The organism is Streptomyces sp. Y20, from assembly GCF_043195475.1.
Classification (GTDB): Bacteria; Actinomycetota; Actinomycetes; order Streptomycetales; family Streptomycetaceae; genus Streptomyces.
Genome location: NZ_JBIDDP010000007.1, coordinates 63,569 through 88,131 on the forward strand (window position 1 = coordinate 63,569; position 24,563 = coordinate 88,131).

The window sequence follows — 24,563 nt, forward strand, 5'->3', positions numbered from 1 at the left end:
TTCCGCCGACGTGGGGGGCATGACGGTGCCCCATCCCCTTCTACCCGCGAACGCCGGTGGCCCGCATCCGCCATGGCCGCCGTTCCGGCGTCCGGTGTCCCCGGCGCGGGGGGGCGTGGGAATCGCGCTCCGCGTCTGCGCCGCCCGGTGGCGCACACGACAGCACCCTCACCTCTCCGCGCGCGTGACTTCCCGACCGACACGTCCGATCGCTGCCGCGTCATGGCGCGCGTGGAGTTATGGGGGGCGGAAACGGCGAAGGCCCCCCACCGAAGTGGAGGGCCTTACCTGTGTGTACCCCCGACCGGATTCGAACCGGCGCTACCGCCTTGAGAGGGCGGCGTGCTAGGCCGCTACACAACGGGGGCCTGGATCTTACGTTTCCGCAGATCCGAGCTGGTCTACCTGGACTCGAACCAAGACTAACTGAACCAGAATCAGCCGTGCTGCCAATTACACCATAGACCAATGATGGTTTAGACCAGACAGTACCCCCGACCGGATTCGAACCGGCGCTACCGCCTTGAGAGGGCGGCGTGCTAGGCCGCTACACAACGGGGGCCCTAGCGATCCCGACATCGTCGAGATCAGTACCCCCGACCGGATTCGAACCGGCGCTACTGCCTTGAGAGGGCAGCGTGCTAGGCCGCTACACAACGGGGGCTTTGCAGATGAGCTCTGCGAGCTGGCCTACCTGGACTCGAACCAAGACTAACTGAACCAGAATCAGTCGTGCTGCCAATTACACCATAGGCCACTGGAACTCAAGCCCCTGTGGGGATCTCGTTCTAGCGTGCTCCGTGGGGTTCCGGCCTTCCGGCCCGCTCCCCTCGGCGCAGGAAGAACATTACCCGAAGGTGGACGGGGCTCCAAAACGGGTATCCGCGCGGAGGAGCGGCGCGAGTCCGGCGGGGCGGGACGCGCTGGGCGCCGGCCTCCGCGGCGGGGTCCGCGGCCGGGGCACCGGACACCCGTACCGACGGCCCGGACACCCGTACCGACGGCCCGGACACCCGTACCGACGACGCAGGGGCGGCGCCCGGTACTCCGGGTGCCGCCCCTGCCGTGGTCCACCCGGTTACGCGAGCTTCGCCAGCGCCGCGTCGATGCGGGCCAGCGTCCGCTCACGGCCCAGGATCTCCAGGGACTCGAAGAGCGGCAGGCCGACGGTGCGGCCGGTGACGGCCACGCGGACCGGCGCCTGGGCCTTGCCGAGCTTGAGGCCGTGCGCCTCACCGGCGGCAAGGACGGCCTCCTTGAGGGATTCCGCGGAGGTCCAGTCCGCCTGCTCCAGCTTCTCGCGGGCCGTACGCAGGAGCGCGTCCGAGCCCTCCTTCATCGCCTTCGTCCACGACGCCTCGTCGAAGACCGGCTCAGGAAGGAAGAGGAAGTCGACGTTCGCGGTGATCTCGGAGAGGACCTTCAGCCGGCTCTGGGCGTGCGGGGCGATCGCCTGCCACTTGGCCTCGTCGAAGTCCTCCGGCGCCCACGGGGCGAACGGCGCCCGCAGCCACGGGCGACAGCGCTCGGTGAACTCCTTCACCTCCAGCATGCGGATGTGATCGCCGTTGATCGCTTCGCACTTCTTCAGGTCGAAGCGCGCCGGGTTGGGGTTCACGTCGGCGATGTCGAAGGCCGCGACCATCTCGTCGATCGTGAAGATGTCCTTGTCCGCGGAGAGCGACCAGCCCAGCAGCGACAGGTAGTTGAGCAGGCCCTCGGGCAGGAAGCCCTGCTCGCGGTAGAGGTTCAGGGACGCCTGCGGGTCGCGCTTGGAGAGCTTCTTGTTGCCCTCGCCCATCACGTACGGCAGGTGGCCGAAGGCGGGGGTCCCCTTGGCGATGCCCAGCTCGGTGAGCGCCCGGTACAGGGCGACCTGGCGCGGGGTGGAGGAGAGCAGGTCCTCGCCGCGCAGGACGTGGGTGATCTCCATCAGAGCGTCGTCGACCGGGTTGACCAGCGTGTACAGCGGCGCGCCGTTCGCGCGGACGATGCCGTAGTCCGGCACGTTCTCCGGGGTGAAGGTCAGCTCGCCGCGGACCAGGTCGGTGAAGGTGATCGTCTCGTCGGGCATCCGGAAGCGGACGATCGGGGTGCGGCCCTGGGCCTTGTACTCCTCGACCTGCCCGGCGCTCAGGTCGCGGCAGTGGCCGTCGTAGCCGGAGGGCCGGCCGGCGGCGCGGGCGGCCTCGCGGCGGGTGTCCAGCTCCTCCTGGGAGCAGTAGCAGTGGTAGGCGTGGCCGGCGTCCAGCAGCTTGCGGGCGACGTCCCGGTAGATGTCCATGCGCTGCGACTGGCGGTACGGCTCGTGGGGGCCGCCGACCTCGGGGCCCTCGTCCCAGTCGAAGCCGAGCCAGCGCATCGCGTCGAGCAGCTGCCGGTAGGACTCCTCCGAGTCGCGGGCCGCGTCGGTGTCCTCGATGCGGAAGACCAGGGTGCCCTGGTGGTGCCGCGCGAACGCCCAGTTGAACAGCGCGGTACGGATCAGACCCACGTGGGGGTTACCGGTGGGCGAGGGACAGAAACGGACGCGTACGGGGGAACCGGGTGCGCTAGCCACGCTTGACAACCTTGTTGGTGAGAGTGCCGATGCCTTCGATGGTGACGGCGACCTCGTCGCCGACGTGGAGGGGGCCGACCCCCGCCGGGGTGCCGGTGAGGATGACGTCGCCGGGGAGCAGCGTCATCGCCTCGGAGATGTTGACGACCAGGTCCTCGATGGAGTGGAGCATGTCACTCGTACGGCCCAGCTGGCGCTGTTCGCCACCGACCGTGAGCTGGATCGTCAGGTCGTTCGCGCGCTCCAGGTCGAGGTCCGTCTCGACCCACGGGCCGAGCGGGCAGGAGGTGTCGAAGCCCTTGGCGCGGGCCCACTGCTTCTCCCGGCGCTGGACGTCGCGGGCGGTGACGTCGTTGGCGCAGGTGTAGCCGAAGATCACGTCCTTGACGCGCTCGCGCGGCACCTCGCGGCACATGCGGCCGATGACGACGGCCAGCTCGGCCTCATGGTGGAGTTCCTCGGTGAACGACGGGTACTGGATGTCGTCACCGGAGCCGATCACCGAGGTGGAGGGCTTGAAGAAGGCGAACGGCGCCTCGGGCACCTCGTTGCCCAGTTCGCGCGCGTGCTCGGCGTAGTTGCGGCCGAACGCCACGACCTTGTTGGGCAGGACCGGCGGGAGCAGTCTGACCTTGGCGAGCGGCACCTTCGTCCCGGACAGCTCGTAGTCCGCGAACGGGATGCCCTTGATGATGTCGAGGACGAGTTCGTCCTGCTTGTCGCCCTCGACCGCGCCGAAGGCGACGTTCCCGTCGATGGAGAACCTGGCGATGCGCACGGGATCCTTGCGCCCCTCACTGAGAACCGGCGTACTGACGCCCCAGGTTAACCGGTCGGACGGCCTCGCGTTCGGCTGGTACGACGGCCGGCCGGGCGTTTCCCGACCACGGGAACCGGCGCGGAGGAATGCGATTCCGGGGGCTTCCCCGCAGGTCGGCGGGGTCCGCCGGGAAAGAACAGAGCGCGGCCGCAGGGATCGGTCGTGCGATCCCTGCGGCCGCGCCCGGCGATGCTGTCCGACTATGCGCCGGCCGGGGCTCCGGCGCCGGCCGGGACCTCCATGAGGACGGTGCGCCGGGGGTTGGCCGTCTGGGCGGGGAGGTCGATCGTGTGCTCCGGCAGCTCGGGCGTGGCCAGGTCGCCGGCGTCGTCGAGGTGTGCCAGGGTCGTGCGCCGCGGGTTGGCAATCGGGCGGAACATCATCGTCGTCTTCACCGTTGTCGTCCTGTGCCTCTGGTCGGAGTGGCCGCTCTTGTAAAGCGTCAGGCTAAACATCCGATTCCCCGCCGAAGGCGCCGACCGCGCACGACACGCCTGTGAGTTTGCTCACGAACTCACGGGCAAACCGGTCAATTCCGGCCGCCAACCTGCCTCAGCGAAACGGACATTGACCCCCTGAAGCCATCATTCCGCTCCTGATCATGGCGACTGGGACACCTCGTACCCAGCGGCGACTCGCAGCGGTACGCCCGGTTTGCACCGAGATCGGTCCCACGGCTGGTAACCCCTCCCTCACACCCCGTCACGTAGGTCACAGCTCGGTCCACTGCCCTTGTTGGAGATCCTGCACTGTGCTGGAATTCCACGGACCGCCGCGGGATCGAGCCGGTGCAGGGGGCGCTACGCAGCGCCGAGCGGCGGTGGGACAAGGGGGGAACCAGCGCCGGTCACTCAAGACCACCCGGGGGGCGTATTCAGGGCGCTCTCCACGACGCCGACACCGTGTCCCTCCGTTCACCCGGAGGGGCGCCTGGTCCAGAGGTTGCGACGCTAGTGCAGGGACGTTTCAAGAGGGATGGCAGCGCTTCGGCGGAGCCGGAGCCGCACGACGGGACTGGCCCCATGAAGGGCAGCTCCTCGCCCCAGCACGCCCACAGCCAGGGTCCGGGCCCGTCCGGAGACGGCGGTGCGCGTGGCGGGCGCCCCGGCGGGCCGGCCTCCTCGGGCGCCACGACGGCGGCCTCCGCGGGCAGCCCCGCGCCGGCGGCGAAGTCCACGCAGGCCCCGACCGCCGGTTCACGCCTGCTGCTGCGCAACTGGCGCATCTCCACGCGCCTGGTGTCGCTGCTCGCCCTGCCCGTGGTCGCGGCGACCTCGCTGGGCGCGCTGCGCATCGACCAGAACATGAACGACATCCAGCAGCTCGACAACATGAAGCTGCTGACGGACATGACCAAGCAGGCGACCGAGCTGGCCGCCGCGCTCCAGGACGAGCGCGACCAGTCCGCCGGTCCCCTGTCGCACGGCGGCCTGAAGACGAACGACTACCAGGTCAAGGCGTACCAGCAGAAGACCAACCGGGCCCGCGACAACTTCCTGGACGCCTCCGAGCAGATCGACGCGGCCAGCAAGGACGGCAACCTCCAGGGCGTGCGTGACGCGCTCGTCGGTCTCGCCAACCAGCTGGACGACCTGGCGAAGATCCGCGACAAGGCGTACGCGTCCAAGGACAACGCGACCCAGACGGTCGAGTCGTACCACCGGCTCATCACCCAGCTGATCGGCCTCTCCCAGGACATGGCCGAGGCGTCCAGCAATCCGGAGATGATCTCGCGCACCCGCGCCCTGGCGGCCTTCTCCACCGCCAAGGAGTACGCGTCCGTGCAGCGGGCCATGATCGCCGCCGCCCTACCCGCGACCACCGCCACCAAGGGCGACCTCTCCGAGAACGACCGCCTCTACGGCCAGTCGGCCTACGAGAGCGAGGGCTCCGAGCTGGCGATCTTCCGGAAGATCTACGCCAACCAGGACGCCGAGCAGCTCCTCCAGCCGATCGACGACGGCAACGCGACGATCAAGACGGCCGACACGTACGCCAAGCGCTCCTTCGAGTCCCCGGACGGCCTCCAGCAGCTGCCGGCGCGTTCGTACCGCGACTGGGTGGACGCCAGCTCGACCAAGCTCGAGCAGATGAAGAAGATCGAGCACACGCTGCTCGAGGAGATGGAGCAGAAGGCCCGCGAGCTGAAGAGCGCGACCCAGCGTGACGCCATCATCTCCGGTGCGCTGATCCTGCTCGTGCTCGGTGTGTCGCTGGTCGGCGCGTTCGTCGTGGCCCGGTCCATGATCCGGTCGCTGCGCCGGCTCCAGGAGACCGCGACGAGGGTCGCCCAGGACCGGCTGCCCGAGCTGGTCAAGCAGCTGTCGGAGACGGACCCGCAGGACGTCGACACCTCCGTGGAGTCGGTCGGTGTGCACTCCCGGGACGAGATCGGCCAGGTGGCCGCGGCCTTCGACGACGTGCACCGCGAGGCGGTCCGCCTCGCCGCCGAGCAGGCGCTGCTGCGGGGCAACGTCAACGCGATGTTCACCAACCTCTCGCGCCGCTCCCAGGGCCTGATCCAGCGTCAGCTGTCGCTCATCTCCGAGCTGGAGTCCCGCGAGGCCGACCCGGACCAGCTGTCCTCGCTGTTCAAGCTGGACCACCTCGCCACCCGTATGCGCCGTAACGGTGAGAACCTCCTCGTCCTCGCGGGTGAGGAGCCCGGCCGCCGCTGGACCCGTCCGGTGCCGCTGGTCGACGTGCTGCGTGCCGCCGCGTCCGAGGTGGAGCAGTACGAGCGCATCGAGCTGGCCTCCGTGCCGACCACCGAGGTGGCCGGCCGCGTGGTCAACGACCTCGTCCACCTGCTCGCCGAGCTGCTGGAGAACGCGACGTCGTTCTCCTCGCCGCAGACCAAGGTCAAGGTCACCGGCCACGCCCTGCCCGACGGGCGGGTGCTGATCGAGATCCACGACACCGGTATCGGCCTCTCCCCCGAGGACCTCGCGGCCATCAACGAGCGGCTCGCCGCGCCGCCCACCGTGGACGTCTCCGTCTCCCGCCGCATGGGTCTGTTCGTGGTCGGCCGTCTGTCGCAGCGCCACGGCATCCGCATCCAGCTGCGCCCCTCCGACTCCGGTGGTACGACCGCGCTGGTCATGCTGCCCGTGGACGTCGCCCAGGGCGGCAAGAAGCCTGCCCCGGGCAAGTCCGGCGCGCCCGTGTCGAGCGGTGGTCCGGCCGCCGCGCAGGCAGCCGCCGGCGCGGCCGCGGCCCGGCGGGCGAACGGCAACAACGGTGGTGCCCTCGGTGGCGCCCCTGGCGGTGGCGGTCTGCTCGGTGGCGGCCCCGGCCCGCGTGGCCAGGTCGGTTCCGGCCAGGGTCACCGGGCCGCGCTGCCCGGCGTGGGCCAAGGCGGCCGTCCCGGCGCGCCGGGCGGAGCGCGTGGCCCGCAGGGCGGCGCCGGTGGTCCCCAGCAGGGCCGGCAGGGCCCCAGGCCCGCGCCGGCGTTCGAGCAGGGCACGCCCCCCGCCGCCGGTTCCTTCGGCGGTCAGGTGCCGGGTGGCCCGCAGGGCCTCCAGGCCGCTCACCCGGGCGGACCGCAGCAGGACGCCTTCGGCGGCCGTGACGCGCAGCGGCCCGCCGGCTCCGGCCAGGGCCGCCAGCCCCAGCTGCCGCCGCGCGGCGGTCCGCGGGCCGAGCTGCCCGGCGGTGCCCCGCAGCAGGGCCGTACGCCCGACTGGGGCACCTCCCAGGCCCCGCTGTCGCGTGCCTCGCTGGACACCCCGCGCGGCCACGACGAGCAGGACCCGGCGCAGACCGCGCCCATGCCGCGCGTGGACGACCGGCAGGGTCCGGGTCCGTCCGGCACGGGCGAGTACACGCGCCCGGAGCTGTCCGACGGCCCCGGTTCCGCCGCGCACACGGGCCAGTTCGGCCGCCCGGACGCCGCGCAGCAGCCGGGCCGGTACGCGCGTCCCGACGCCGGCAGCCCGCAGGGTTCCGACCCGTTCGTCCGCTCCGACGTGTTCGGCACGTCGGCGGCGCCCGCGCGGCAGGACGACGGCGACCGGCCCGCGGGCCGGTTCCCGGCCCCGCAGGCACCCCAGACCCCCCAGGCCCCCCAGGCGCCGCAGGGCTTCGACGGCGGCTACGACGGTGGCTCCACCGGTCAGCACGCCCTGCCGGGCCGCCAGAATCCCGCGCAGACCGGGCAGTTCGAGCGCCCGCAGCAGGCCGGCCGGGACGAGTTCGGCGCCCCGCGCCCGCCGGCCCCGCAGCAGCGTCCGGCCCGCCAGCAGCCGCAGCAGCGTCCGGTCCGCCAGGAGCCGGAGGCGCTGCCGCCGGCGAGTGGACCGGGTGACGGCCGTACCCCGCTGTACGACACGCTGGAGACCAACTGGTTCCACGGCACCCAGCAGCAGGAGAACGCGCCCGCGCCGCAGCAGCCGCAGGCACCCGCCCCGGCTCCCCAGCGGTCCGCCTCGAACACCGGTTCCTGGCGCACCTCGCCGAACGACGAACTCGTCCGGCAGGCCGAGCGCGTACGGCAGCCCGCCGCGGGCGGGATCACCACCTCCGGCCTGCCGCGCCGCGTGCCCCGGGCGAACCTCGTCCCGGGGACCGCTCAGCAGCAACAGCACCAAGCCGGTCCGCAGGTCTCGCGTGCGCCTGACGACGTACGCGGACGGCTGACCAATCTTCGTCGGGGCATCGCTCAGGGCCGTCAGGCCGGCAGCGGCCAGACCGGCAGCTTCCCGAGCCCCACTCACCAGCAGGAGCGTTAGTTGAGTCCGATGAGCCAGGCGGCACAGAACCTGAACTGGTTGATCACCAACTTCGTGGACAACACCCCCGGGGTGTCCCACACAGTGGTGGTCTCCGCCGACGGCCTTCTGCTGGCGATGTCCGAAGGCTTCCCGCGGGACCGCGCCGACCAGCTGGCGGCCGTCGCGTCCGGGCTGACCTCGTTGACGGCCGGGGCGTCCCGGATCTTCGAGGGCGGCACGGTGGCGCAGACGGTCGTCGAGATGGAACGCGGGTTCCTCTTCCTGATGTCCGTCTCGGACGGGTCGTCCCTCGCGGTTCTGGCCCATCCCGAGTGCGACATCGGCCTCGTCGGCTACGAGATGGCACTGCTCGTCGACCGCGCGGGTGCGGTACTCACCCCGGACCTGCGCGCCGAACTCCAGGGCAGTCTGCTTCACTGACCGCCCGCAGCACCACCCACCTCACAAAAACACCGTCCGGCCGCCACAATCCCCCCACCGGCCCCGTCAGACGGCTTGACTGACCGACTTGCTGTCCCGCCCGGAGGATTCATGACCCCGCCCACCGCTCATCATGATCCGTACGCGGAGCCGTACGGAGATGAGGGCGATCAGCCGCTGGTAAGGCCGTACGCGATGACCGGCGGCCGGACCCGGCCGCGGTATCAGCTGGCCATCGAGGCGCTGATCAGCACCACGGCCGATCCGGCAGCGCTCATGGGACTGCTCCCTGAGCATCAGCGGATCTGCCACCTGTGCCGCGAGGTCAAGTCGGTCGCGGAGGTCTCCGCGCTGCTGGCCATGCCGCTCGGAGTGGCCCGGATCCTGGTCGCCGACCTCGCCGAGGCCGGCCTGGTCGCCATCCATCAGCCGGGTGGCGACGAGAACAACGGCGGCGCTCCTGATGTGACGCTGCTCGAAAGGGTGCTCAGTGGACTTCGCAAGCTCTGACACGGGTCGGGCCACCACCTCCGCGAAGATCGTGGTGGCGGGCGGCTTCGGCGTGGGCAAGACCACGTTCGTCGGCGCCGTCTCGGAGATCAACCCGCTGCGCACAGAGGCCGTCATGACGTCCGCTTCGGCCGGCATCGACGACCTGACCCACACCGGGGACAAGACCACCACCACGGTGGCCATGGACTTCGGCCGCATCACCCTGGACCAGGACCTGATCCTGTACCTGTTCGGCACCCCCGGCCAGGACCGCTTCTGGTTCATGTGGGACGACCTGGTCCGCGGCGCGATCGGCGCGATCGTCCTCGTGGACACCCGGCGCCTCGCCGACTGCTTCCCCGCGGTCGACTACTTCGAGAACAGCGGCCTGCCGTTCGTCATCGCCCTCAACGGCTTCGACGGCAGCCAGCCGTACTCGCCGGACGAGGTCCGCGAGGCCCTCCAGATCGGCCCCGACACCCCGATCATCACCACGGACGCCCGCCACCGCGCGGACGCCAAGTCGGCACTCATCACCCTGGTCGAGCACGCCCTGATGGCTCGCCTGCGATAGCACTCGGACACGACGGGCGACAGGGCAGTTGCCGTGAAGGTTCCGGAGCCGGCTGTGGCCTTAGACACGGTCGGCTCCGGCGTTCATAACAGTTCGGCAGAGGAATCGTCCGGTCCCGCCACGCGACGCGGTCGCGTGGTGCCGCTGCGCGCACGAACGCCCCGCCTTTTGGCGGGGCTCGCTCTTTATGACCGTTTTATCTTGCGTTTACAACTGCACCACTACCGAATTTGCAGTGTTTGGATGTGCACTGGTCCACGTGCTGGAATGCCTGAACTGCCCAATGGTCAAAGACGTACTGAGTGCGTACTGAGTGGTCGATGACGAACCGGGTTCTGAGAGACTGCGGCACGACGAAGGTGCCGACCGCCGGAAGGTTGTTGGTCGAGTGAGGCGAAGCAAGAACGGTCCCGAGCCGTCGGCGCGGGGCAACTTCACCCCGCCGCCGCGCGCTGCGGCGCCCACCCCCGCGCCCGGAGCGGAGCCGTCGGCCACTCCCGTGTCCAGCGGCGGCCGTCTCTCCCCGCGGAACTGGCGGGTACCCACCCGTCTGAACGCGATCCTGCTCATACCCGTGATGGTCGGCCTCGTCATGGGCGGCTTCCAGGTGAAGAACTCCATCGACACCTGGCAGCAGGCCCGTGACGCCGAGAGCACCGCCCGTCTGGTGCGCGCCGCCCTCGGTTACGCCGACGCCCTGGAGAACGAGCGGGACGTCTCCGCGGCTCCCCTGCTCCAGCACAAGAAGGACGCCGCCGCCAAGCAGACCGTCGACACGGCCCGCAAGGCCACGGACCAGGCCGCCGTCACGTTCACCGAGGCGACCAAGAGCATGCCGCGCACGTCGGGCCTGGTGCGCCGGCTGAAGCTGTTCCGCGAGGCCGAGCCCCAGCTGGCGACGCTGCGCCAGGCCGCGTACACCTCCAAGATGCACGGTGTGGAGACGGAGGAGGGGTACGTCACCCTCGCGCACCCCCTGATGGAGTTCGCCAACGAACTCGGCCTGGGCACCGGCAACATCACCTCCTACGGCCGCACCGTCTACGCGATGTCGCTGACCAAGGCGGCCCTGTCGCTGGAGCGGTCGATCGGCACCCATCTGCTGGTCAACCCCGGTCCCGACGCGCCGAACCTGGCGACCCAGCGGGTCTCCCTGTCCTCGTACACCTACCTGGAGCGCATCGCCCGGGAGGAGTACATAGGTGGTGGCACCGAGGCCGACGCGCAGCGGCTGACCGACGCCGAGACGAAGATCAAGTCGGACGCCGCCGCGCTGGCCGAGGAGGCCAAGGGGCGCAACCCGAGGTACGTCGCCCCGCCGGCCGACCCGTCCAAGTTCGTCGGCGCGCTGGCCACGATGAAGGACACCAGCGAGGTCACCCGTCAGGGGCTCGCCCAGGGCGGTATCACCGCCGAGAACTGGTGGGCGCTGAACACGCTGAAGTACAAGGCCTACCGCCAGATCGAGTCCGCCATGGCGGACCGGGCCGTGAACGAGGCGTCGGGCATCGCCGACGACGCCAAGACCTCGGCGTTCATCACGGGTGCCGTGGTCGTCATCGCCCTGCTGGCCGCGTTCATCCTGGCCGGCCTGGTGGCCCGCCAGATGAGCCGCGCGATGCGCCAGCTGCGCAACGCCGCCTTCGGCATCGCCGAGCAGCGGCTGCCGATGCTGGTCGACCAGCTGTCCCGCACCGACCCCGGACGGGTCGACACCCGGGTGGCGCCGATCCCCATCACCACCAAGGACGAGATCGGCGAGGTCGCCCGCGCCTTCGACCAGGTCCACCGCGAGGCGGTGCGGCTCGCCTCCGAGCAGGCGCTGCTGCGGGGCAACATCAACGCGATCTTCACCAACCTCTCGCGCCGCAACCAGTCGCTGATCGAGGGCCAGTTGACCCTGATCACCGACCTGGAGAACAACGAGGCCGACCCGGACCAGCTGGAGAACCTCTTCCGGCTGGACCACCTCGCGACCCGTATGCGCCGCAACGGCGAGAACCTCCTGGTCCTCGCCGGCGAGGAGCCCGGCCGCCGCTGGGACCAGCCGGTCCCGCTGGTCGACGTGCTGCGCGCCGCCTCCTCCGAGGTGGAGCAGTACGAGCGCATCGAGCTGTCGGGCGTGCCGGAGGCCGAGATCCACGGCCGCGCGGTCACCGACCTCGTGCACCTGCTGGCCGAGCTGCTGGAGAACGCCACCACGTTCTCCTCCCCGCAGACCAAGGTGCGTGTCACGGCGACCCGGCTGCCCGACGGCCGCGTCATGGTCGAGATCCACGACAAGGGCATCGGCCTGACGGCCGAGGACTTCGCGGACATCAACCACAAGCTGGCCAACCCCCCGACCGTGGATGCCGCGATCTCCCAGCGCATGGGCCTGTTCGTGGTCGGTCGGCTGTCCGACCGGCACGGCATCCGCGTCCAGCTGCGTCCCTCCGGCGAACAGGCCGGTACGACGTCGCTGGTCATGCTGCCGGACGCGATCACGCACGGTGGTGGCGGCGAGGTCCCGCTGGACCGCGAGGAGTTCACCGTCTCGCAGATCATCCCGGAACAGCAGTTCCAGGGTGAGAGCTTCGCCCCGCAACAGCAGCAGCAACAGCTGCGTACCGCCGCCGAACTCGGTTTCGACGACAGTCGGTACACCGAGGTCCCCGACGACGCCCGTGACCTGGACCCCGTCGGCCGCTCCCTGATGCGGGAGGGGCGGCGCGCCGCCCTGGAGACCCCGTCCCCCGACGAGCGTCCCGCCGAGCCGCAGCAGGACACAGCCGGTTACGGGGACCCGCGCTTCGAGGGACAGCAGCAGCAGCAGTCCTACCGGGAGCAGCCGCAGCAGTCGCCGTACGAGGAGTCCGCGTACGGGGAACGGCAGCAGACCTCCTACCAGGAGCAGCCGTACCAGGAGCAGCAGCAGTACCAGGCCCCGCAGGCGTACCAGGAACAGCCGTACCAGGAGACGTACTCGGGGTCGTACGAGAAGCCGTACGACGAGCAGTACTACGCGCCGGAAGCCGAGCAGCAGCAGAACGACGGCTTCTCCCCGAACGGCGGCTACGGCGAGCCCTCGTCCGCGTACGCGGAACCGGCTCAGGCCCCGTCCTACCAGGACGACTGGCCGCAGCAGGACGGCTACCAGAACGGCTACCCGGACCAGTACGCTCCGGAAGCGGAAGCCCCACAGGCCGCTGACGCGAGTGAGCGGAACCACGTAGGCTTCGACCGTCCGGACACGGCCTCCGCCGCCGCGCCCCCGCTGACCGAGGCCGGGTTGCCGCGCCGCGGTGCCGCGGGCGGCCCGCAGGGCGCCGGCTCCGCGAACGGCACGGCGCGGGCGCGGCAGGAGACGCCCGCTCCCGCACCGGCCGATGCTTCGAAGGCACCGGCGGTGGGCGGTAACGCCGACTGGCGCTCGGCGAACGACGAGCGCTGGCAGCAGGCCGCCCAGCTCCGCAAGCCCAAGGCGGGCGGGGTCACCGCCTCCGGCCTGCCGCGGCGGGTACCCAAGGCCAACCTGGTCGAGGGCGCCGCCGAGAACACCCCCCAGGGCGGCCCACAGGTCTCCCGCGCTCCGGAGGACGTCCGGGGCAGGCTGAGCAACCTGCGCCGGGGCGTCCAGCGCGGACGCAGCGCAGGCAGTGAATCGAACGGCCAGGCAACCACCGATCAGCACGGTGGCCCTGACAGCACCTACAACCAGGAGCGTTAGTGTGAGCCCGATGAGCCAGGCGGCACAGAACCTGAACTGGTTGATCACCAACTTCGTGGACAACACCCCGGGGGTGTCCCACACGGTGGTGGTCTCCGCCGACGGACTCCTTCTGGCGATGTCCGAAGGCTTCCCCCGTGACCGCGCCGACCAGCTCGCTGCCGTCGCCTCCGGTCTGACCTCGCTGACCGCCGGTGCCTCGCGCATCTTCGAGGGCGGGAGCGTGAACCAGACGGTTGTGGAGATGGAGCGGGGATTCCTGTTCCTCATGTCCATCTCCGACGGTTCGTCGCTCGCGGTCCTGGCCCACCCGGAAGCGGACATCGGCCTCATCGGGTACGAGATGGCGCTGCTGGTGGACCGCGCGGGCACGGTCCTGACCCCGGATCTCCGCGCGGAGCTCCAGGGCAGCCTTCTCAACTAGTAATCGGACGGTGCGTTTGCGTGTCCCGGGGCCGTAAGGTTTCGGGACGCGGCTCCACAGTTTTTTTGGGCGCCCGGCGCAGTAGGAGGAGGAGAAAGTGGCAACACCCCCAGGCAGTTCGTCTTCGGGCAACTGGTCGTACGGCCCTGCCCAGGGTCAGGGCGACGGCTCGGCGAACGGGTACAACTTCCCCTCCGCTCCCAGCCACCGGCAGCCGTACGCCCCGCAGGGCCCGGGACCGTCCCCGTACGACCAGCCCCCGGCCCCGCGCATCCAGCCGGTACAGCCGCAGCGCCGCCCCGAGCCGGCCCCGGCGGCGAACAACCCCCTGGTGCGTCCGTACGCCATGACCGGCGGCCGGACCCGCCCGCGCTACCAGCTCGCCATCGAGGCACTGGTGCACACCACCGCCGCTCCGCACCAGATGCAGGGCCAGCTGCCCGAGCATCAGCGGATCTGCAACCTGTGCCGGGAGATCAAGTCGGTGGCCGAGGTCTCGGCCCTCCTGACGATCCCCCTCGGCGTGGCCAGGATTCTCGTCGCCGACTTGGCGGAGGCGGGCCTGGTCGCCATCCATCAGCCCGGCGGCGACGAGAACGCCGGTGGCCAGCCAGACGTGACACTGCTCGAAAGGGTGCTCAGTGGACTTCGCAAGCTCTAGCGGCGGTCCTTCCCGCTCCACCACCTCCGCGAAGATCGTGGTGGCGGGCGGCTTCGGCGTGGGCAAGACCACGTTCGTCGGCGCCGTCTCGGAGATCAACCCGCTGCGCACAGAGGCCGTCATGACGTCCGCTTCGGCCGGCATCGACGACCTGACCCACACCGGGGACAAGACCACCACCACGGTGGCCATGGACTTCGGCCGTATCACCCTGGACCAGGACCTGATCCTGTACCTGTTCGGCACCCCCGGCCAGGACCGCTTCTGGTTCATGTGGGACGACCTGGTCCGCGGCGCGATCGGCGCGATCGTCCTCGTGGACACCCGGCGCCTCGCCGACTGCTTCCCCGCGGTCGACTACTTCGAGAACAGCGGCCTGCCGTTCGTCATCGCCCTCAACGGCTTCGACGGCAATCAGCCGTACTCGCCGGACGAGGTCCGCGAGGCCCTCCAGATCGGCCCCGACACCCCGATCATCACCACGGACGCCCGCCACCGCGCGGACGCCAAGTCGGCACTCATCACCCTGGTCGAGCACGCCCTGATGGCGCGCCTGCGATAGCACTGCCGCGCGGTCGGTGGACCAAGGGGGGTGCCCTCTCCGGATCGGAGAGGGCACCCCCCTTTGTCCGCATGTCGCCCCGGCCCCGGCACGCCGAAGGGGGCCCACCCGGGCGGGTGGGCCCCCTTCGGGACGTACGGGCTCAGTGCCAGCTGTGCGGGGCGTGGAAGCCGGGTTCGCGTTCCAGGCGGCGCCAGCCCGCCTTGGCACGGGCTCGGTGCGTGGCCGACGGCGCGGGGCGGGCGGCGGCGCGGGCCATGAGGACGGCCGTGATGGCGGCGACTTCCTCGGGCTCGGCGTGGCCCTTCTCGACGCGGATGTCAGGAGTGCTCATGGATGTCAGTCTCCGTCAGAGAGAGGTCCGCGGGGTTGCCGCGGCGGGTCCGCTGGGTTACTGCGGGGGGTTGCCGTGCTTGCGCGAGGGCAGGTCGGCGTGCTTGGTGTGCAGCATCGCCAGGGACCTGATCAGGACCTCGCGGGTCTCCGCGGGGTCGATGACGTCGTCGACCAGGCCGCGCTCGGCCGCGTAGTAGGGGTGCATCAGCTCGGCCTTGTACTCCTTGACCATCTTCTGGCGCATGGCCTCGGGGTCCTCGGCCTCGGCGATCTGCCGGCGGAAGATGACGTTGGCCGCGCCTTCCGCGCCCATCACGGCGATCTCGTTCGTCGGCCAGGCGTAGGTGAGGTCGGCGCCGATCGACTGGGAGTCCATGACGATGTAGGCACCTCCGTACGCCTTGCGCAGGATGAGCGAAATCCTCGGCACGGTCGCGTTGCAGTAGGCGTACAGCAGCTTCGCGCCGTGGCGGATGATTCCGCCGTGCTCCTGGTCGACACCGGGGAGGAACCCGGGGACGTCCAGGAACGTGACGATCGGGATATTGAAAGCGTCACACATCTGGACAAAGCGCGCAGCTTTTTCGCTCGCCTCGATGTCCAGGACGCCCGCCAGCACCTGGGGCTGGTTGGCGACGATGCCGACGACCTGGCCGTCGAGACGGGCGAGGGCGCAGATGATGTTGCGGGCCCAGCGCTCGTGGACCTCCAGGTACTCGCCGTCGTCGACGATCTCCTCGATGACCTTGGCCATGTCGTACGGCCGGTTGCCGTCCGCCGGGACCAGGTCGAGCAGGACGTCGCCGCGGCGGTCCAGCGGGTCGGAGGAGTCCACCCGGGGCGGGTTCTCGCGGTTGTTCTGCGGGAGGAGCGAGAGGAGGTAGCGCACCTCGGCGATGCAGGTCTCCTCGTCGTCGTACGCGAAGTGGCAGACGCCGGAGGTCTCCGCGTGGACGTCCGCGCCGCCCAGGCCGTTCTGGGTGATCTCCTCGCCCGTCACCGCCTTGACGACGTCCGGGCCGGTGATGAACATCTGGGAGGTCTCGCGGACCATGAAGACGAAGTCCGTCAGGGCGGGGCTGTAGGCCGCGCCGCCCGCGCACGGGCCGAGCATCACGGAGATCTGCGGGATGACGCCGGACGCCTTGGTGTTGCGCTGGAAGATGCCGCCGTAACCGGCGAGGGCGCTGACGCCCTCCTGGATGCGGGCGCCCGCGCCGTCGTTGAGGGAGACCAGCGGGGCGCCGGCCGCGATGGCCATGTCCATGATCTTGTGGATCTTGGTGGCGTGGGCCTCGCCGAGCGCTCCGCCGAAGATCCGGAAGTCGTGGGCGTAGACGAAGACCGTACGGCCCTCCACCGTGCCCCAGCCGGTGATGACACCGTCGCTGTACGGCTTCTTGGCCTCCAGGCCGAAGCCGGTCGCCCGGTGCCGGCGCAGCTGCTCGACCTCCTGGAAGGACCCGGGGTCGAGGAGCAGCTCGATCCGCTCCCGCGCCGTCAGCTTGCCCTTGGCGTGCTGCGCCTCGGTCGCCTTCTCGCTGGGGCCGGCGACGGCCTGCGCACGAATCTCGTGCAGCTCGGCGACCCGCCCGCGCGCGTCCGTCGGCTCGCCGGTCGGCTCACCCGTCGTCTCTTCCAAAACGGTCATGTAGTGACCATACGAAGGAGACCAAGGAAAGCGAGCCGTTGACTCTGCACAGTCTCCGGCCCGTTTTCCTGGTACCAGTGAACAGAACCATCCCCGCATGCAGCCGTTCCGACTGCTCAGGAGGCCGGACAGTTGTAGGTGTGCCACAAAGACATCACCTGAGAGCCACCTCACATTCGTGGGTGGAACATGCCATCCCCGGAGTGACACGGAGCCTCAGACGGCCGTCGGCCGAAAGGACCTCGACCCCGTCCCCGGCCCGTACGACGGCACGCACCGGACGGTCCCAGACGAGTTCCAGCGGGACTCCGGTGCGGGGCGGCTCGCTGACGCAGAGGGTGGCCGCGCGGCCCCGGCGGACGACGAGCACGCTCGCGCCGGCGGAGACGGTCAGCTCCCCCACCGTACCGGCCTGCCAGAAGGTGGCCGCGGTCAGCCCCAGCCGGGGTACGGCGACGGCCTGGCTGGTGGTGTCGTTGGCGAGGACGGACAGCCGGTGCGGGTCGGCGGCCCGGGCGGCGGTCCCGGCGCGGGAGGCACCGGGCAGGACGACGTAGGCGTACCGGGCACCGGACGGGTCGGTGCCGTGGTCGAGCCACAGGGTCTGCCAGCGCCGGGTGCGCCGCTCGTCGTCGCCGGTGGTGTTGATGTCGGACCAGGCGCCGGTGCGGTCCTCGCGCAGGGTGCGCAGCTCGCCGTCGCCGAGCAGGACCCAGCCGCCGTGGCCCGCGAGGTGCGCCCAGTTCCGGCCGCGTACGAAGCGCTGGGTGCCCCCCTCGCCGAGGTTGCGGTTGTCCACGACCGTCTCGACCGGGACGCCGTCGGCGCAGTCGATCCCGGCGCCGAGGCAGACGACGGCGTCGGGCAGGAAGAACCAGGACTTTCGGGCCTCCAGGGTGGAGCCGAGGCCCTTGAGGTGCTGGCCGACGGCCGCGTACGTGCCGTCGGTGGTGCCGCCGACCCAGCGCACGTCGGGCCGGGGGGCGCCCCACTCGCCGCCGGCCCGGTCGGCGAGCCGCCGGGTGGACACGGTGGTGCCGGGCAGCCGGTACCAGTCGACGGTGGGCCAGTACCAGTCCGTGTACTGGTCACCGGCGCCCCGGGGCCACCAGGAGAGCATGCCGGAGCCGGTGTGCCAGCCGCGCGGGTTCTCGCCGTTGCCGCACTCGTAGTGCGCGATGCGGTCGCTCGCCATGGCGAGGGCGGCGGTGAAGCGGGGGGCTCGGTGGACGGCGCGGTCCATGGCCGGGAAGAGGCGGTGGCCGAGGGGTTCGGGGGTGGCGGGGCCGGGGGCCTGGGCGACGGCGTGCAGCCGCGCGAGGTCGGCGACGCCGAACTGGGGCGAGGTCAGCACGGGGACCACGGTGTCGCGCTCGATCCAGCCCCTGACGAGCCCGTGCCACCGCTCCCGTTCGGCCGTGTCCGCGCCGCCCGCGAGGAGGGCGACGGCCGCGATCAGGGCGTGCCCGTGGTAGTGGTCGCTGCGCACGACCTCCGGGTCGTCGCCCCGCGAGCGGCCCCGGCTGATGGCGCGGCCGTTGACGCAGTCCATCACCAGCCCGTCGTGGATCAGGGGCGCGCAGGCGTGTTCGACGGCGTCCAGGACGTTCCGCCGGGCCGGGTCCGTCACCTCCCACTCCGAGCCGGCGAGCAACGCGAGCAACCGCCCGAGGCCGTCGAGCAGGACCTGCCCGTAGGTGCCCGTGTAGGCGACCGAGGTGTGCTGGACGAAGGAGCCGTCGGCGTAGAGGCCGTCGCCCCGGGTGACGTACGGGAAGACCGGCGAGAGCGCGTCCCGGGCGAGGGAGATCCGGCCCGGGTCCCGGCCGAGGAGGCCGCGCAGGGCCACCGAACGGCACAGGTCGACGCGGTTGGCGCCGGTGGAGGTGCCGGAGTAGTCGGTGAGCAGGCTGTCCGGCAGGAAGTGGCCGACGGCCGCGCAGGCCGCGGCGACGCGGTCCGGGCCGAGCGGGCCGTACAGGGCGGCCGTGATGTCCATGAGGAGGCGGGGGCTGCCGATCTGCCACTCCCACCAGTTGCCGTAGGGGGTGGTGCCGGGGTGGTAGACGGTGGCGGAGAGGTGGTCGAGGCCGCGGAGCACGTCGGCGAGGAGGCCGGGGTCGCCGGTGGAGCCGGTGCCGTCCTGCGCGTGGGCCTGGGCCATGGTCCACAGGCGGCCGTAGGAGAAGGTGATGCCCGACGGCGGATCGAAGGGGTGGCCGGGCCAGAGGGAGGCCGGGGCGGGGGCCATGGTGGCCCGGAAGTCCCGTGCCCGCGCGCCGAGTTCCGCCAGCCGGGAGGCGTAGGGCTCGGCGCCCGGGTCGTAGCCCGCGCCGAGCGCGATGGCCAGCCAGCGGCGGCGCAGGGCGTCGTACGGGTCGCCGGCCGCCGCCCGCGCGCCGGGCGCGGGGGCGGCGGCGAGGGCGGCGGCCAGCAGCAGTGTGCGTCGGGTCATGCCCATGGGGCCGGTCACCGCCCTCTCCGGCTCAGCAGCCGCCGCAGTTGTAGTAGAGCGCGTCCCAGTGGCTGCCCTCGTCGGCGTAGACGTTTCCGGAGCCGGACTGCCACTGCGGATAGCCGTCGCCGCGCAGTCCGATGTACGTGAAGTTGTTCTTGATGTACGACGTCACGCACGTGTTCTTGCCGTAGTCGAGCTTGTAGCCGTTCCAGTGCGAGTAGGTGCCGGAGGCGTGGCCGGTCTCGGTGCCGCCGGTGATGTTGAGGGCGCAGCCGCTGGCCGCCTTGAGGGTCTGGGCGCCCTGGGCGGTGGCGAGGTTGAGCTGCTCGAAGGACGTACAGGTGGAGTTGTTCCGGTCGGAGCAGTTACCGGAGGACGACCAGGTGATGCCGGCGCTGCGGAACATCTGGGTGGCGGTCGCCTGACTGATCTTCGTGACGGCGAACGCGTCGGTCGCGGTGCCGAGGACGGCGACGCCGGGGGCGACGACCAGGGCGAGCGCGGTCAGGGCGGAGCGGACCTTCATGGGGCTGCCTTCCTGCGGTGGGCCGTGTGTCGTGGGGGGCGGCTGTGCAGGTGGTGCAGCCAGATGGTGCCCGAGCGCTCCGCGACCGCGCCAGAGGGCGTACGGCATCACTCTTCGCGTCCGGACGATCACCCGGGGGATTATGTTGAATCCTCAACAGAATAGGTCTATCTTCAGGGTCGTCAGCTAGTTCAACGTTCAACCAAGGAGCTCGTCATGGGTATCTTCAGCCGCAAGGCCACCGCCACCGCCACCATCGCCGCCCCCGCTCCGCAGGCCACCGCCGGCGCCGACCTCACCGCGCTGAGCGGCGACTACACGATCGATCCGAGCCACAGCACGATCGGCTTCGTCGCCCGGCACGCCATGATCACCAACGTCACGGGCGGCTTCCAGGACTTCACCGGCACCCTGCACCTGGACGGCGCCGACCCGTCCAGGTCCACCGCCACGCTCGACATCCGGATGGAGAGCATCGACACCGGCAACGCCGACCGCGACGGCCACCTGAAGTCGGCCGACTTCTTCCGGATCGAGGAGTTCCCGGTCATGACCTTCCGCTCCACCAAGGCGGAGGCGCTCGGCGGCGACGACTACCGCGTCACCGGTGACCTCTCCCTGCTCGGCGTCACCAAGTCGATCACCCTTGACCTGGAGTTCAACGGCTCCGCCACGGACCCGTTCGGCAACGAGCGCGTCGGCTTCGAGGGCAAGACCGAACTGCTGCGCTCCGAGTGGGGCCTCACCTGGAACGCGGCGCTGGAGACCGGCGGCGTCCTGGTGTCCGACAAGATCAAGCTGGCCTTCGACATCTCGGCCATCAAGAACGCCTGAGCCTCCGGCGGCCCAGCCGACTTCGGAGCACTCGCCCCCTGAGCGCGCCCGCCCTCCACTCCCCCCAAGGAGAGGGCGGGCGCTCCGGCGTGCCCGGCGACCGGAGTGCTCGCCCGGGGATCACGCGGCCCTCGGCTCAGGCGCGACCGGCCCGCACCTCGAACTCGCACCACACGACCTTGCCCGGATTGCGCTCCCCCACCCCCCACTTGTCCGCCAGCGCCGCCACGAGCAGCAGTCCCCGGCCGCCCTCCGACTCCGGGTCCGCCTCACGGAGCCGGACGATGCCCGGGCCGCTGTCGTGCACCTCCATCCGCAACCGGTCCTCGCCCCGCGCGAGGTCGAACCGCACGGAGAAACCCCGGCCGGGCGGCACGCCGTGCAGCAGCGCGTTGGTCGCCAGCTCGCTGACGCACAGCAGCACGTCCTCCGCCCGCCGCCGCAGCCGCCAGTCCGTGAGCACCGCCCGGGTGAACTGCCGCGCCGACCCGACCGACCTGCGGTCCTTCCGGAAGAACGCGACGCGTGTTTCGAGGGGTTGGGTTTCCTGGTTCATGCGACGAGGGTCACGGTGCGTGACTACGGTGGACCACCGGGTGAGGTCGTAGAGACATCCTCTACGACTCCACTACGAGGACTTCCGCTCGGCACGGGGGAATCGCAGACGCATGCCCAAGAAAGTCGGTACCTGGCAGGCGGTCGGCGCGCTGGTGGCGCACTACCGGAAGAAGGCCCGCCTCTCGCAGGAGGCGTTGGCCGAGCGCGTACACCTCCACGTCGACACCGTGGCCTCCATCGAACAGGGGCGGCTGGCCCTCCAGCCGTACCGGGCCGAGCAGTTCGACGAGGTGTTGGAGACGGGTGGGGCGTTAACCGTGCTGCTGGAGAAGCTGCCGGTGCGGGAGAAGATCGTTCAGTTCGCGCAAGGGTTGGTCGACCATGAGCAGGAGGCGGTGAGTGTCCTCTCGTACCAAAGCCTGGTGGTTCCAGGACTCCTTCAGACCCGGGATTACTGTCGAGCCGTCTTCGACTATCGCTATCCGGCGCTCGGAAGCGAGACCGCCGAGCAGTGGGTGAACGCCCGCCTGGAACGGCAGTTGATCTGGCAGCGGCAACGGCCTCCCGTCGGGCATTTCGTCCTGGAGGAGAGCATCCTGCGGCGAGAGGTCGGGGGCCCGGAGGTGATGCGGGAGCAGATCCGGCAGATTCTGGAGTACACCAAGCCAGTCCACATGAGCTTCCAGATCATGCCGGAGAACCGAACGCCACACGCATGCCTCGACGGACCCGTGGTGCTGCTGGAGACGCCCGAATACGAGCGCTTGGTCTACCTCGAAGTGCAGCGCGCCAGCTTTCTGGTCACCGATCCCGATGAGGTCAGCGACTATCACCTCCAGTATGGAATGCTGCGGTCACAGGCCCTCTCACCGGACGAGAGCGTGCGCCTGCTGAACGGACTGCTAGGAGAGTCATGAACACCGCAGCATTGGCGTGGTTCAAGTCCAGCTACAGCGGCAGCCAGGGAGGTGACTGTCTCGAACTCGCCTGCACCTGGCGCAAGTCCAGCTACAGCAGTAGCGAGGGCGGCAACTGCGTCGAGGTGGCCGCCCACCCCGCCGCCGTCCACATCCGTGACTCCAAGGCCGCTCCCGCCGGGCCGGTCCTCACCCTCTCCCCCGCCACCTGGAGCGAGTTCCTGGACGGCCTCGCCCGCTGACACGGTCAGACCAGCAGCGCGGCGGCCTCCCGGCGTGCCTGGCACAGCCAGGACGCGCGCGTCTCGTCGGCCGAGTCGGTGACCGTGCGGAAGACGACTCGGCGGACGTCGGCGACACCCACGTACGGCAGGACGCACGCCGCCCAGATCCTCTGCAGCGGGTCGCCGAACTCGTCGTCCTCGCGGTCGGCCGGGGTGTCCGAGGTGTTCAGGACGAGTGCCCGGCCGGCCCTCAGCAGCCCGGCGGGCTCTCCGTCCGCGGTGCCCAGCTTGTAGGCGACGCCGGGCACGAGGACGCGCTGCACCCAGCCGGTGAGGACGGCGGGCGGCATGCCCCACCAGTTCGGGTGGACCAGCACCAGGGCGTCGAGGGTGGCCACCTCGGCCCGGTGCAGCTCCACCAGCGCGTCACGGGCGGGGGCGGCCGACCGGACCGTCTCCGTCTCGTCGGCGGTCAGCACGGGTGCGAAGCCCTCGGCGCACAGGTCGTGCGCGAGCACGTCGCACCCCCGGTCGCCCAGTTCCCGCACGACGGCGTCGAACACCGCGTGGTTGAAGCTGCCCGGACGCGGATGCGCCAGGTAGACCCCGACACGCATGATCCCTCCCCCTGATCGACGCCTGATCCTCCCCGATCGGCGCGCCGCCCGCCAGGGCCTGCCCTAGAACCCGCCGCCGAAGTCTCCGCCCCCGCCGCCACCGCCACCGCCGCCGAAGTCTCCGCCGCCGCCGAAATCGCCTCCGCCGTCACCGAAGCCGCCGCCGAAGTCCCCGGGGTCGAAGTCGGTGCCGGAGACGTCGCCGCCCTGGAAGCCGCCGCCGTCGAACCCGCCACCGCCGAAGTCGCCGTACCCGGTGCCGTAGTCGGCGGCGTACGCGGGGCCGGCCATCATGCCGCCCAGCACGGTGCCGACGAGGAGGCCGGGCAGCAGGCCGCCGCCGAAGTAGCCGCCCGCCCAGGGGCCGTAGGCCGGGCCCGCGTCCCAATAGGGGCGGCGGCCGTACTCGGTGTCGACCTCGCGGACCGCGGGGTCGAGGCCGTCGGCCAGCCGGGTGGCGTCGGCCGCGCACACCGGGACCTGGCGGGGCGCGCCGCCGGGCGGGGTCCAGGTGGCGTCGGTGACCGAGGGGCCGTGGCGGGGGTCGAAGAAGCACGGCGGGCGGCGTTCCGGCAGGGGGCGGCCCTCGCGGCGGGCGGCCAGCCGGGCGAGGGAGAAGCGGCCGTCCTCCAGGGCCTCGGTGACCGTCCGGACGTCCTCCGGGCGGCGGGCCGCGGCCATGCGCTGTTTCGCGGTCTCGTAGGCGTCCAGGGCGCTCGCGTAGTCGGCGCGCATCGCGTCGTCGGCGCCCGGTTCGGAGGGCCGGAAGTCCAGGCGGTCCAGTTCCTCGCCGAAGGCGGTGATGTCCTCGTCCACGACGACCCGCAGCCGGTCCAGGGCGGCCCGCTGCTCCTCCTCGCGGCGGCGGCGGTTGCGGCGGACCAGCGCGTACGCGCCCGCGCCGCCGGCCACCACCACCACGCCGGCCGTGATCAGCCCCGTGTCGGAGACGCCGCCGCCGCCGTCCGAGCCACCCCAGCTCTCCGGGGCGTGGCCGCCCATGTTGGCCAGGGCGCGGTCGGTGAAATCGGTCAGCTGAGCCTTGGCGTCCTCACCCTGGACGCTGCCGACCAGGTTCTTCCGGGCCGTGACCGACATGACGCTCTCGTCGGCGCGGGCGTCGAAGCGGTCGCCGAGGCGGATGCCGTAGAGGCCGGTGATCCCGGTCGCGGCGCGCAGGTGGTAGAAGAGGTCCGCGGTGGGGTAGCCGGCCGGGAGGACGGCGACGAACACGGGTTTGTCCGCGTCCTTGATCCGCCGGGCGAGCGTGTCGGCGTCCGCGGCGGACAGCTGGTCCCTGGCCGCCGGGTCGACGTAGACGGGGCTCTCGCGCAGAGCCCGGGCGATGGTGGAGACGCTGCTGTCCGCCCTGGCCGCGGGCGCGAACGCGGTCGCCGCCATCAGGGCCAGGACGGCCAGCAGCAGGGCGGGGAGACTCCGGGTCCGCAGCACGGCCTTCATACTCCGAAAGTACCCCGAAAGTCCCC

The 24,563-nt window shown here is 71.0% G+C and carries 21 protein-coding genes and 5 tRNA genes; 11 read left to right on the top strand and 15 right to left on the bottom strand.

The features are described from left to right. Positions 1-295: 295 nt before the first annotated feature. The 8 genes from ACGFT1_RS19175 to ACGFT1_RS19210 all read right to left on the bottom strand — a co-directional run bounded on the left by ACGFT1_RS19175 (position 296) and on the right by ACGFT1_RS19210 (position 3,775). A tRNA-Glu gene (locus tag ACGFT1_RS19175) sits at positions 296-368 on the bottom strand. Positions 369-396: 28 nt separating this feature from the next. Beyond that, positions 397-468 (bottom strand) — tRNA-Gln (locus ACGFT1_RS19180). Between the two features lie 21 nt (positions 469-489). Then, positions 490-562: transfer RNA gene (locus tag ACGFT1_RS19185), tRNA-Glu, on the bottom strand. Positions 563-591: 29 nt separating this feature from the next. Beyond that, positions 592-664, bottom strand: a tRNA-Glu gene (locus ACGFT1_RS19190). A 21-nt stretch (positions 665-685) separates the two neighbouring features. Then, positions 686-757 (bottom strand) — tRNA-Gln (locus ACGFT1_RS19195). Positions 758-1,078: 321 nt separating this feature from the next. Then, on the bottom strand, positions 1,079-2,560 hold the full coding sequence (gene gltX, locus ACGFT1_RS19200) for a glutamate--tRNA ligase (protein WP_373910152.1): 1,482 nt from the start codon (positions 2,558-2,560) through the stop codon (positions 1,079-1,081). Continuing rightward, positions 2,553-3,338, bottom strand: a complete 786-nt coding sequence (locus ACGFT1_RS19205) for a fumarylacetoacetate hydrolase family protein (protein ID WP_373910153.1) — start codon at positions 3,336-3,338, stop codon at positions 2,553-2,555. The genes gltX and ACGFT1_RS19205 overlap by 8 nt, the downstream gene beginning before the upstream one ends. A gap of 242 nt (positions 3,339-3,580) precedes the next feature. Continuing rightward, the gene (locus ACGFT1_RS19210; RefSeq protein ID WP_356822545.1) at positions 3,581-3,775 is read right to left on the bottom strand and encodes a hypothetical protein; all 195 of its coding nucleotides are present in this window, start codon (positions 3,773-3,775) and stop codon (positions 3,581-3,583) included. Positions 3,776-4,333: 558 nt separating this feature from the next. On the opposite strand from ACGFT1_RS19210, the gene ACGFT1_RS19215 reads away from it, so the two are divergent. The 8 genes from ACGFT1_RS19215 to ACGFT1_RS19250 all read left to right on the top strand — a co-directional run bounded on the left by ACGFT1_RS19215 (position 4,334) and on the right by ACGFT1_RS19250 (position 14,955). Further along, complete coding sequence (locus ACGFT1_RS19215) at positions 4,334-8,110, top strand: nitrate- and nitrite sensing domain-containing protein (RefSeq protein WP_373910154.1); 3,777 nt, start codon at positions 4,334-4,336, stop codon at positions 8,108-8,110. 9 nt (positions 8,111-8,119) lie between these two features. Then, the gene (locus ACGFT1_RS19220; protein ID WP_023546525.1) at positions 8,120-8,533 is read left to right on the top strand and encodes a roadblock/LC7 domain-containing protein; all 414 of its coding nucleotides are present in this window, start codon (positions 8,120-8,122) and stop codon (positions 8,531-8,533) included. 111 nt (positions 8,534-8,644) lie between these two features. Then, a complete protein-coding gene (locus ACGFT1_RS19225) occupies positions 8,645-9,043 on the top strand; it encodes a DUF742 domain-containing protein (RefSeq protein ID WP_009190816.1) in 399 nt (132 codons plus the stop codon). After that, on the top strand, positions 9,024-9,599 hold the full coding sequence (locus ACGFT1_RS19230; RefSeq protein ID WP_121786724.1) for an ATP/GTP-binding protein: 576 nt from the start codon (positions 9,024-9,026) through the stop codon (positions 9,597-9,599). The genes ACGFT1_RS19225 and ACGFT1_RS19230 overlap by 20 nt, the downstream gene beginning before the upstream one ends. Positions 9,600-9,987: 388 nt before the next feature. Continuing rightward, the gene (locus tag ACGFT1_RS19235; protein WP_373910155.1) at positions 9,988-13,308 is read left to right on the top strand and encodes a nitrate- and nitrite sensing domain-containing protein; all 3,321 of its coding nucleotides are present in this window, start codon (positions 9,988-9,990) and stop codon (positions 13,306-13,308) included. A gap of 10 nt (positions 13,309-13,318) precedes the next feature. Continuing rightward, on the top strand, positions 13,319-13,732 hold the full coding sequence (locus tag ACGFT1_RS19240; protein ID WP_030948713.1) for a roadblock/LC7 domain-containing protein: 414 nt from the start codon (positions 13,319-13,321) through the stop codon (positions 13,730-13,732). Between the two features lie 97 nt (positions 13,733-13,829). Beyond that, positions 13,830-14,393 (top strand): DUF742 domain-containing protein, encoded by a 564-nt coding sequence (locus ACGFT1_RS19245; RefSeq protein ID WP_373910156.1) that lies wholly within the window; start codon positions 13,830-13,832, stop codon positions 14,391-14,393. Beyond that, complete coding sequence (locus ACGFT1_RS19250; protein ID WP_029183992.1) at positions 14,374-14,955, top strand: ATP/GTP-binding protein; 582 nt, start codon at positions 14,374-14,376, stop codon at positions 14,953-14,955. Before ACGFT1_RS19245 ends, ACGFT1_RS19250 begins: the two co-directional genes overlap by 20 nt. A 142-nt stretch (positions 14,956-15,097) precedes the next feature. On the opposite strand, the gene ACGFT1_RS19255 is transcribed toward ACGFT1_RS19250, so the two are convergent. The 4 genes from ACGFT1_RS19255 to ACGFT1_RS19270 form a co-directional block, all read right to left on the bottom strand. Beyond that, positions 15,098-15,289, bottom strand: a complete 192-nt coding sequence (locus ACGFT1_RS19255; protein ID WP_361997141.1) for an acyl-CoA carboxylase subunit epsilon — start codon at positions 15,287-15,289, stop codon at positions 15,098-15,100. 57 nt (positions 15,290-15,346) lie between these two features. Continuing rightward, positions 15,347-16,942 (bottom strand): acyl-CoA carboxylase subunit beta, encoded by a 1,596-nt coding sequence (locus ACGFT1_RS19260; protein ID WP_373910157.1) that lies wholly within the window; start codon positions 16,940-16,942, stop codon positions 15,347-15,349. Between the two features lie 154 nt (positions 16,943-17,096). After that, a complete protein-coding gene (locus ACGFT1_RS19265) occupies positions 17,097-19,403 on the bottom strand; it encodes a polysaccharide lyase 8 family protein (protein ID WP_373910440.1) in 2,307 nt (768 codons plus the stop codon). 25 nt (positions 19,404-19,428) lie between these two features. Beyond that, entirely contained in the window at positions 19,429-19,926 is a 498-nt protein-coding gene (locus tag ACGFT1_RS19270; protein WP_373910158.1) for a hypothetical protein, read from the bottom strand. 216 nt (positions 19,927-20,142) lie between these two features. On the opposite strand from ACGFT1_RS19270, the gene ACGFT1_RS19275 reads away from it, so the two are divergent. Next, complete coding sequence (locus ACGFT1_RS19275; protein ID WP_373910159.1) at positions 20,143-20,760, top strand: YceI family protein; 618 nt, start codon at positions 20,143-20,145, stop codon at positions 20,758-20,760. A 136-nt stretch (positions 20,761-20,896) separates the two neighbouring features. Here the strand turns inward: ACGFT1_RS19275 and ACGFT1_RS19280 are convergent, their stop codons facing one another. After that, positions 20,897-21,316 (bottom strand): ATP-binding protein, encoded by a 420-nt coding sequence (locus tag ACGFT1_RS19280; protein ID WP_373910160.1) that lies wholly within the window; start codon positions 21,314-21,316, stop codon positions 20,897-20,899. 112 nt (positions 21,317-21,428) lie between these two features. Between ACGFT1_RS19280 and ACGFT1_RS19285 the strand changes: the two genes are divergently transcribed. Both ACGFT1_RS19285 and ACGFT1_RS19290 read left to right on the top strand, forming a co-directional pair. Then, the gene (locus ACGFT1_RS19285) at positions 21,429-22,235 is read left to right on the top strand and encodes a helix-turn-helix domain-containing protein (protein WP_373910161.1); all 807 of its coding nucleotides are present in this window, start codon (positions 21,429-21,431) and stop codon (positions 22,233-22,235) included. Next, positions 22,232-22,477 carry a DUF397 domain-containing protein gene (locus ACGFT1_RS19290; RefSeq protein ID WP_373910162.1) on the top strand — a complete coding sequence of 82 codons (246 nt, stop codon included), beginning with the start codon at positions 22,232-22,234 and terminating at the stop codon, positions 22,475-22,477. The genes ACGFT1_RS19285 and ACGFT1_RS19290 overlap by 4 nt, the downstream gene beginning before the upstream one ends. A 5-nt stretch (positions 22,478-22,482) precedes the next feature. On the opposite strand, the gene ACGFT1_RS19295 is transcribed toward ACGFT1_RS19290, so the two are convergent. Further along, positions 22,483-23,076 carry an NAD(P)H-dependent oxidoreductase gene (locus ACGFT1_RS19295; protein WP_373910163.1) on the bottom strand — a complete coding sequence of 198 codons (594 nt, stop codon included), beginning with the start codon at positions 23,074-23,076 and terminating at the stop codon, positions 22,483-22,485. A gap of 63 nt (positions 23,077-23,139) precedes the next feature. After that, positions 23,140-24,537 carry a hypothetical protein gene (locus ACGFT1_RS19300; protein ID WP_373910164.1) on the bottom strand — a complete coding sequence of 466 codons (1,398 nt, stop codon included), beginning with the start codon at positions 24,535-24,537 and terminating at the stop codon, positions 23,140-23,142. Between the last annotated feature and the right edge of the window lie 26 nt (positions 24,538-24,563).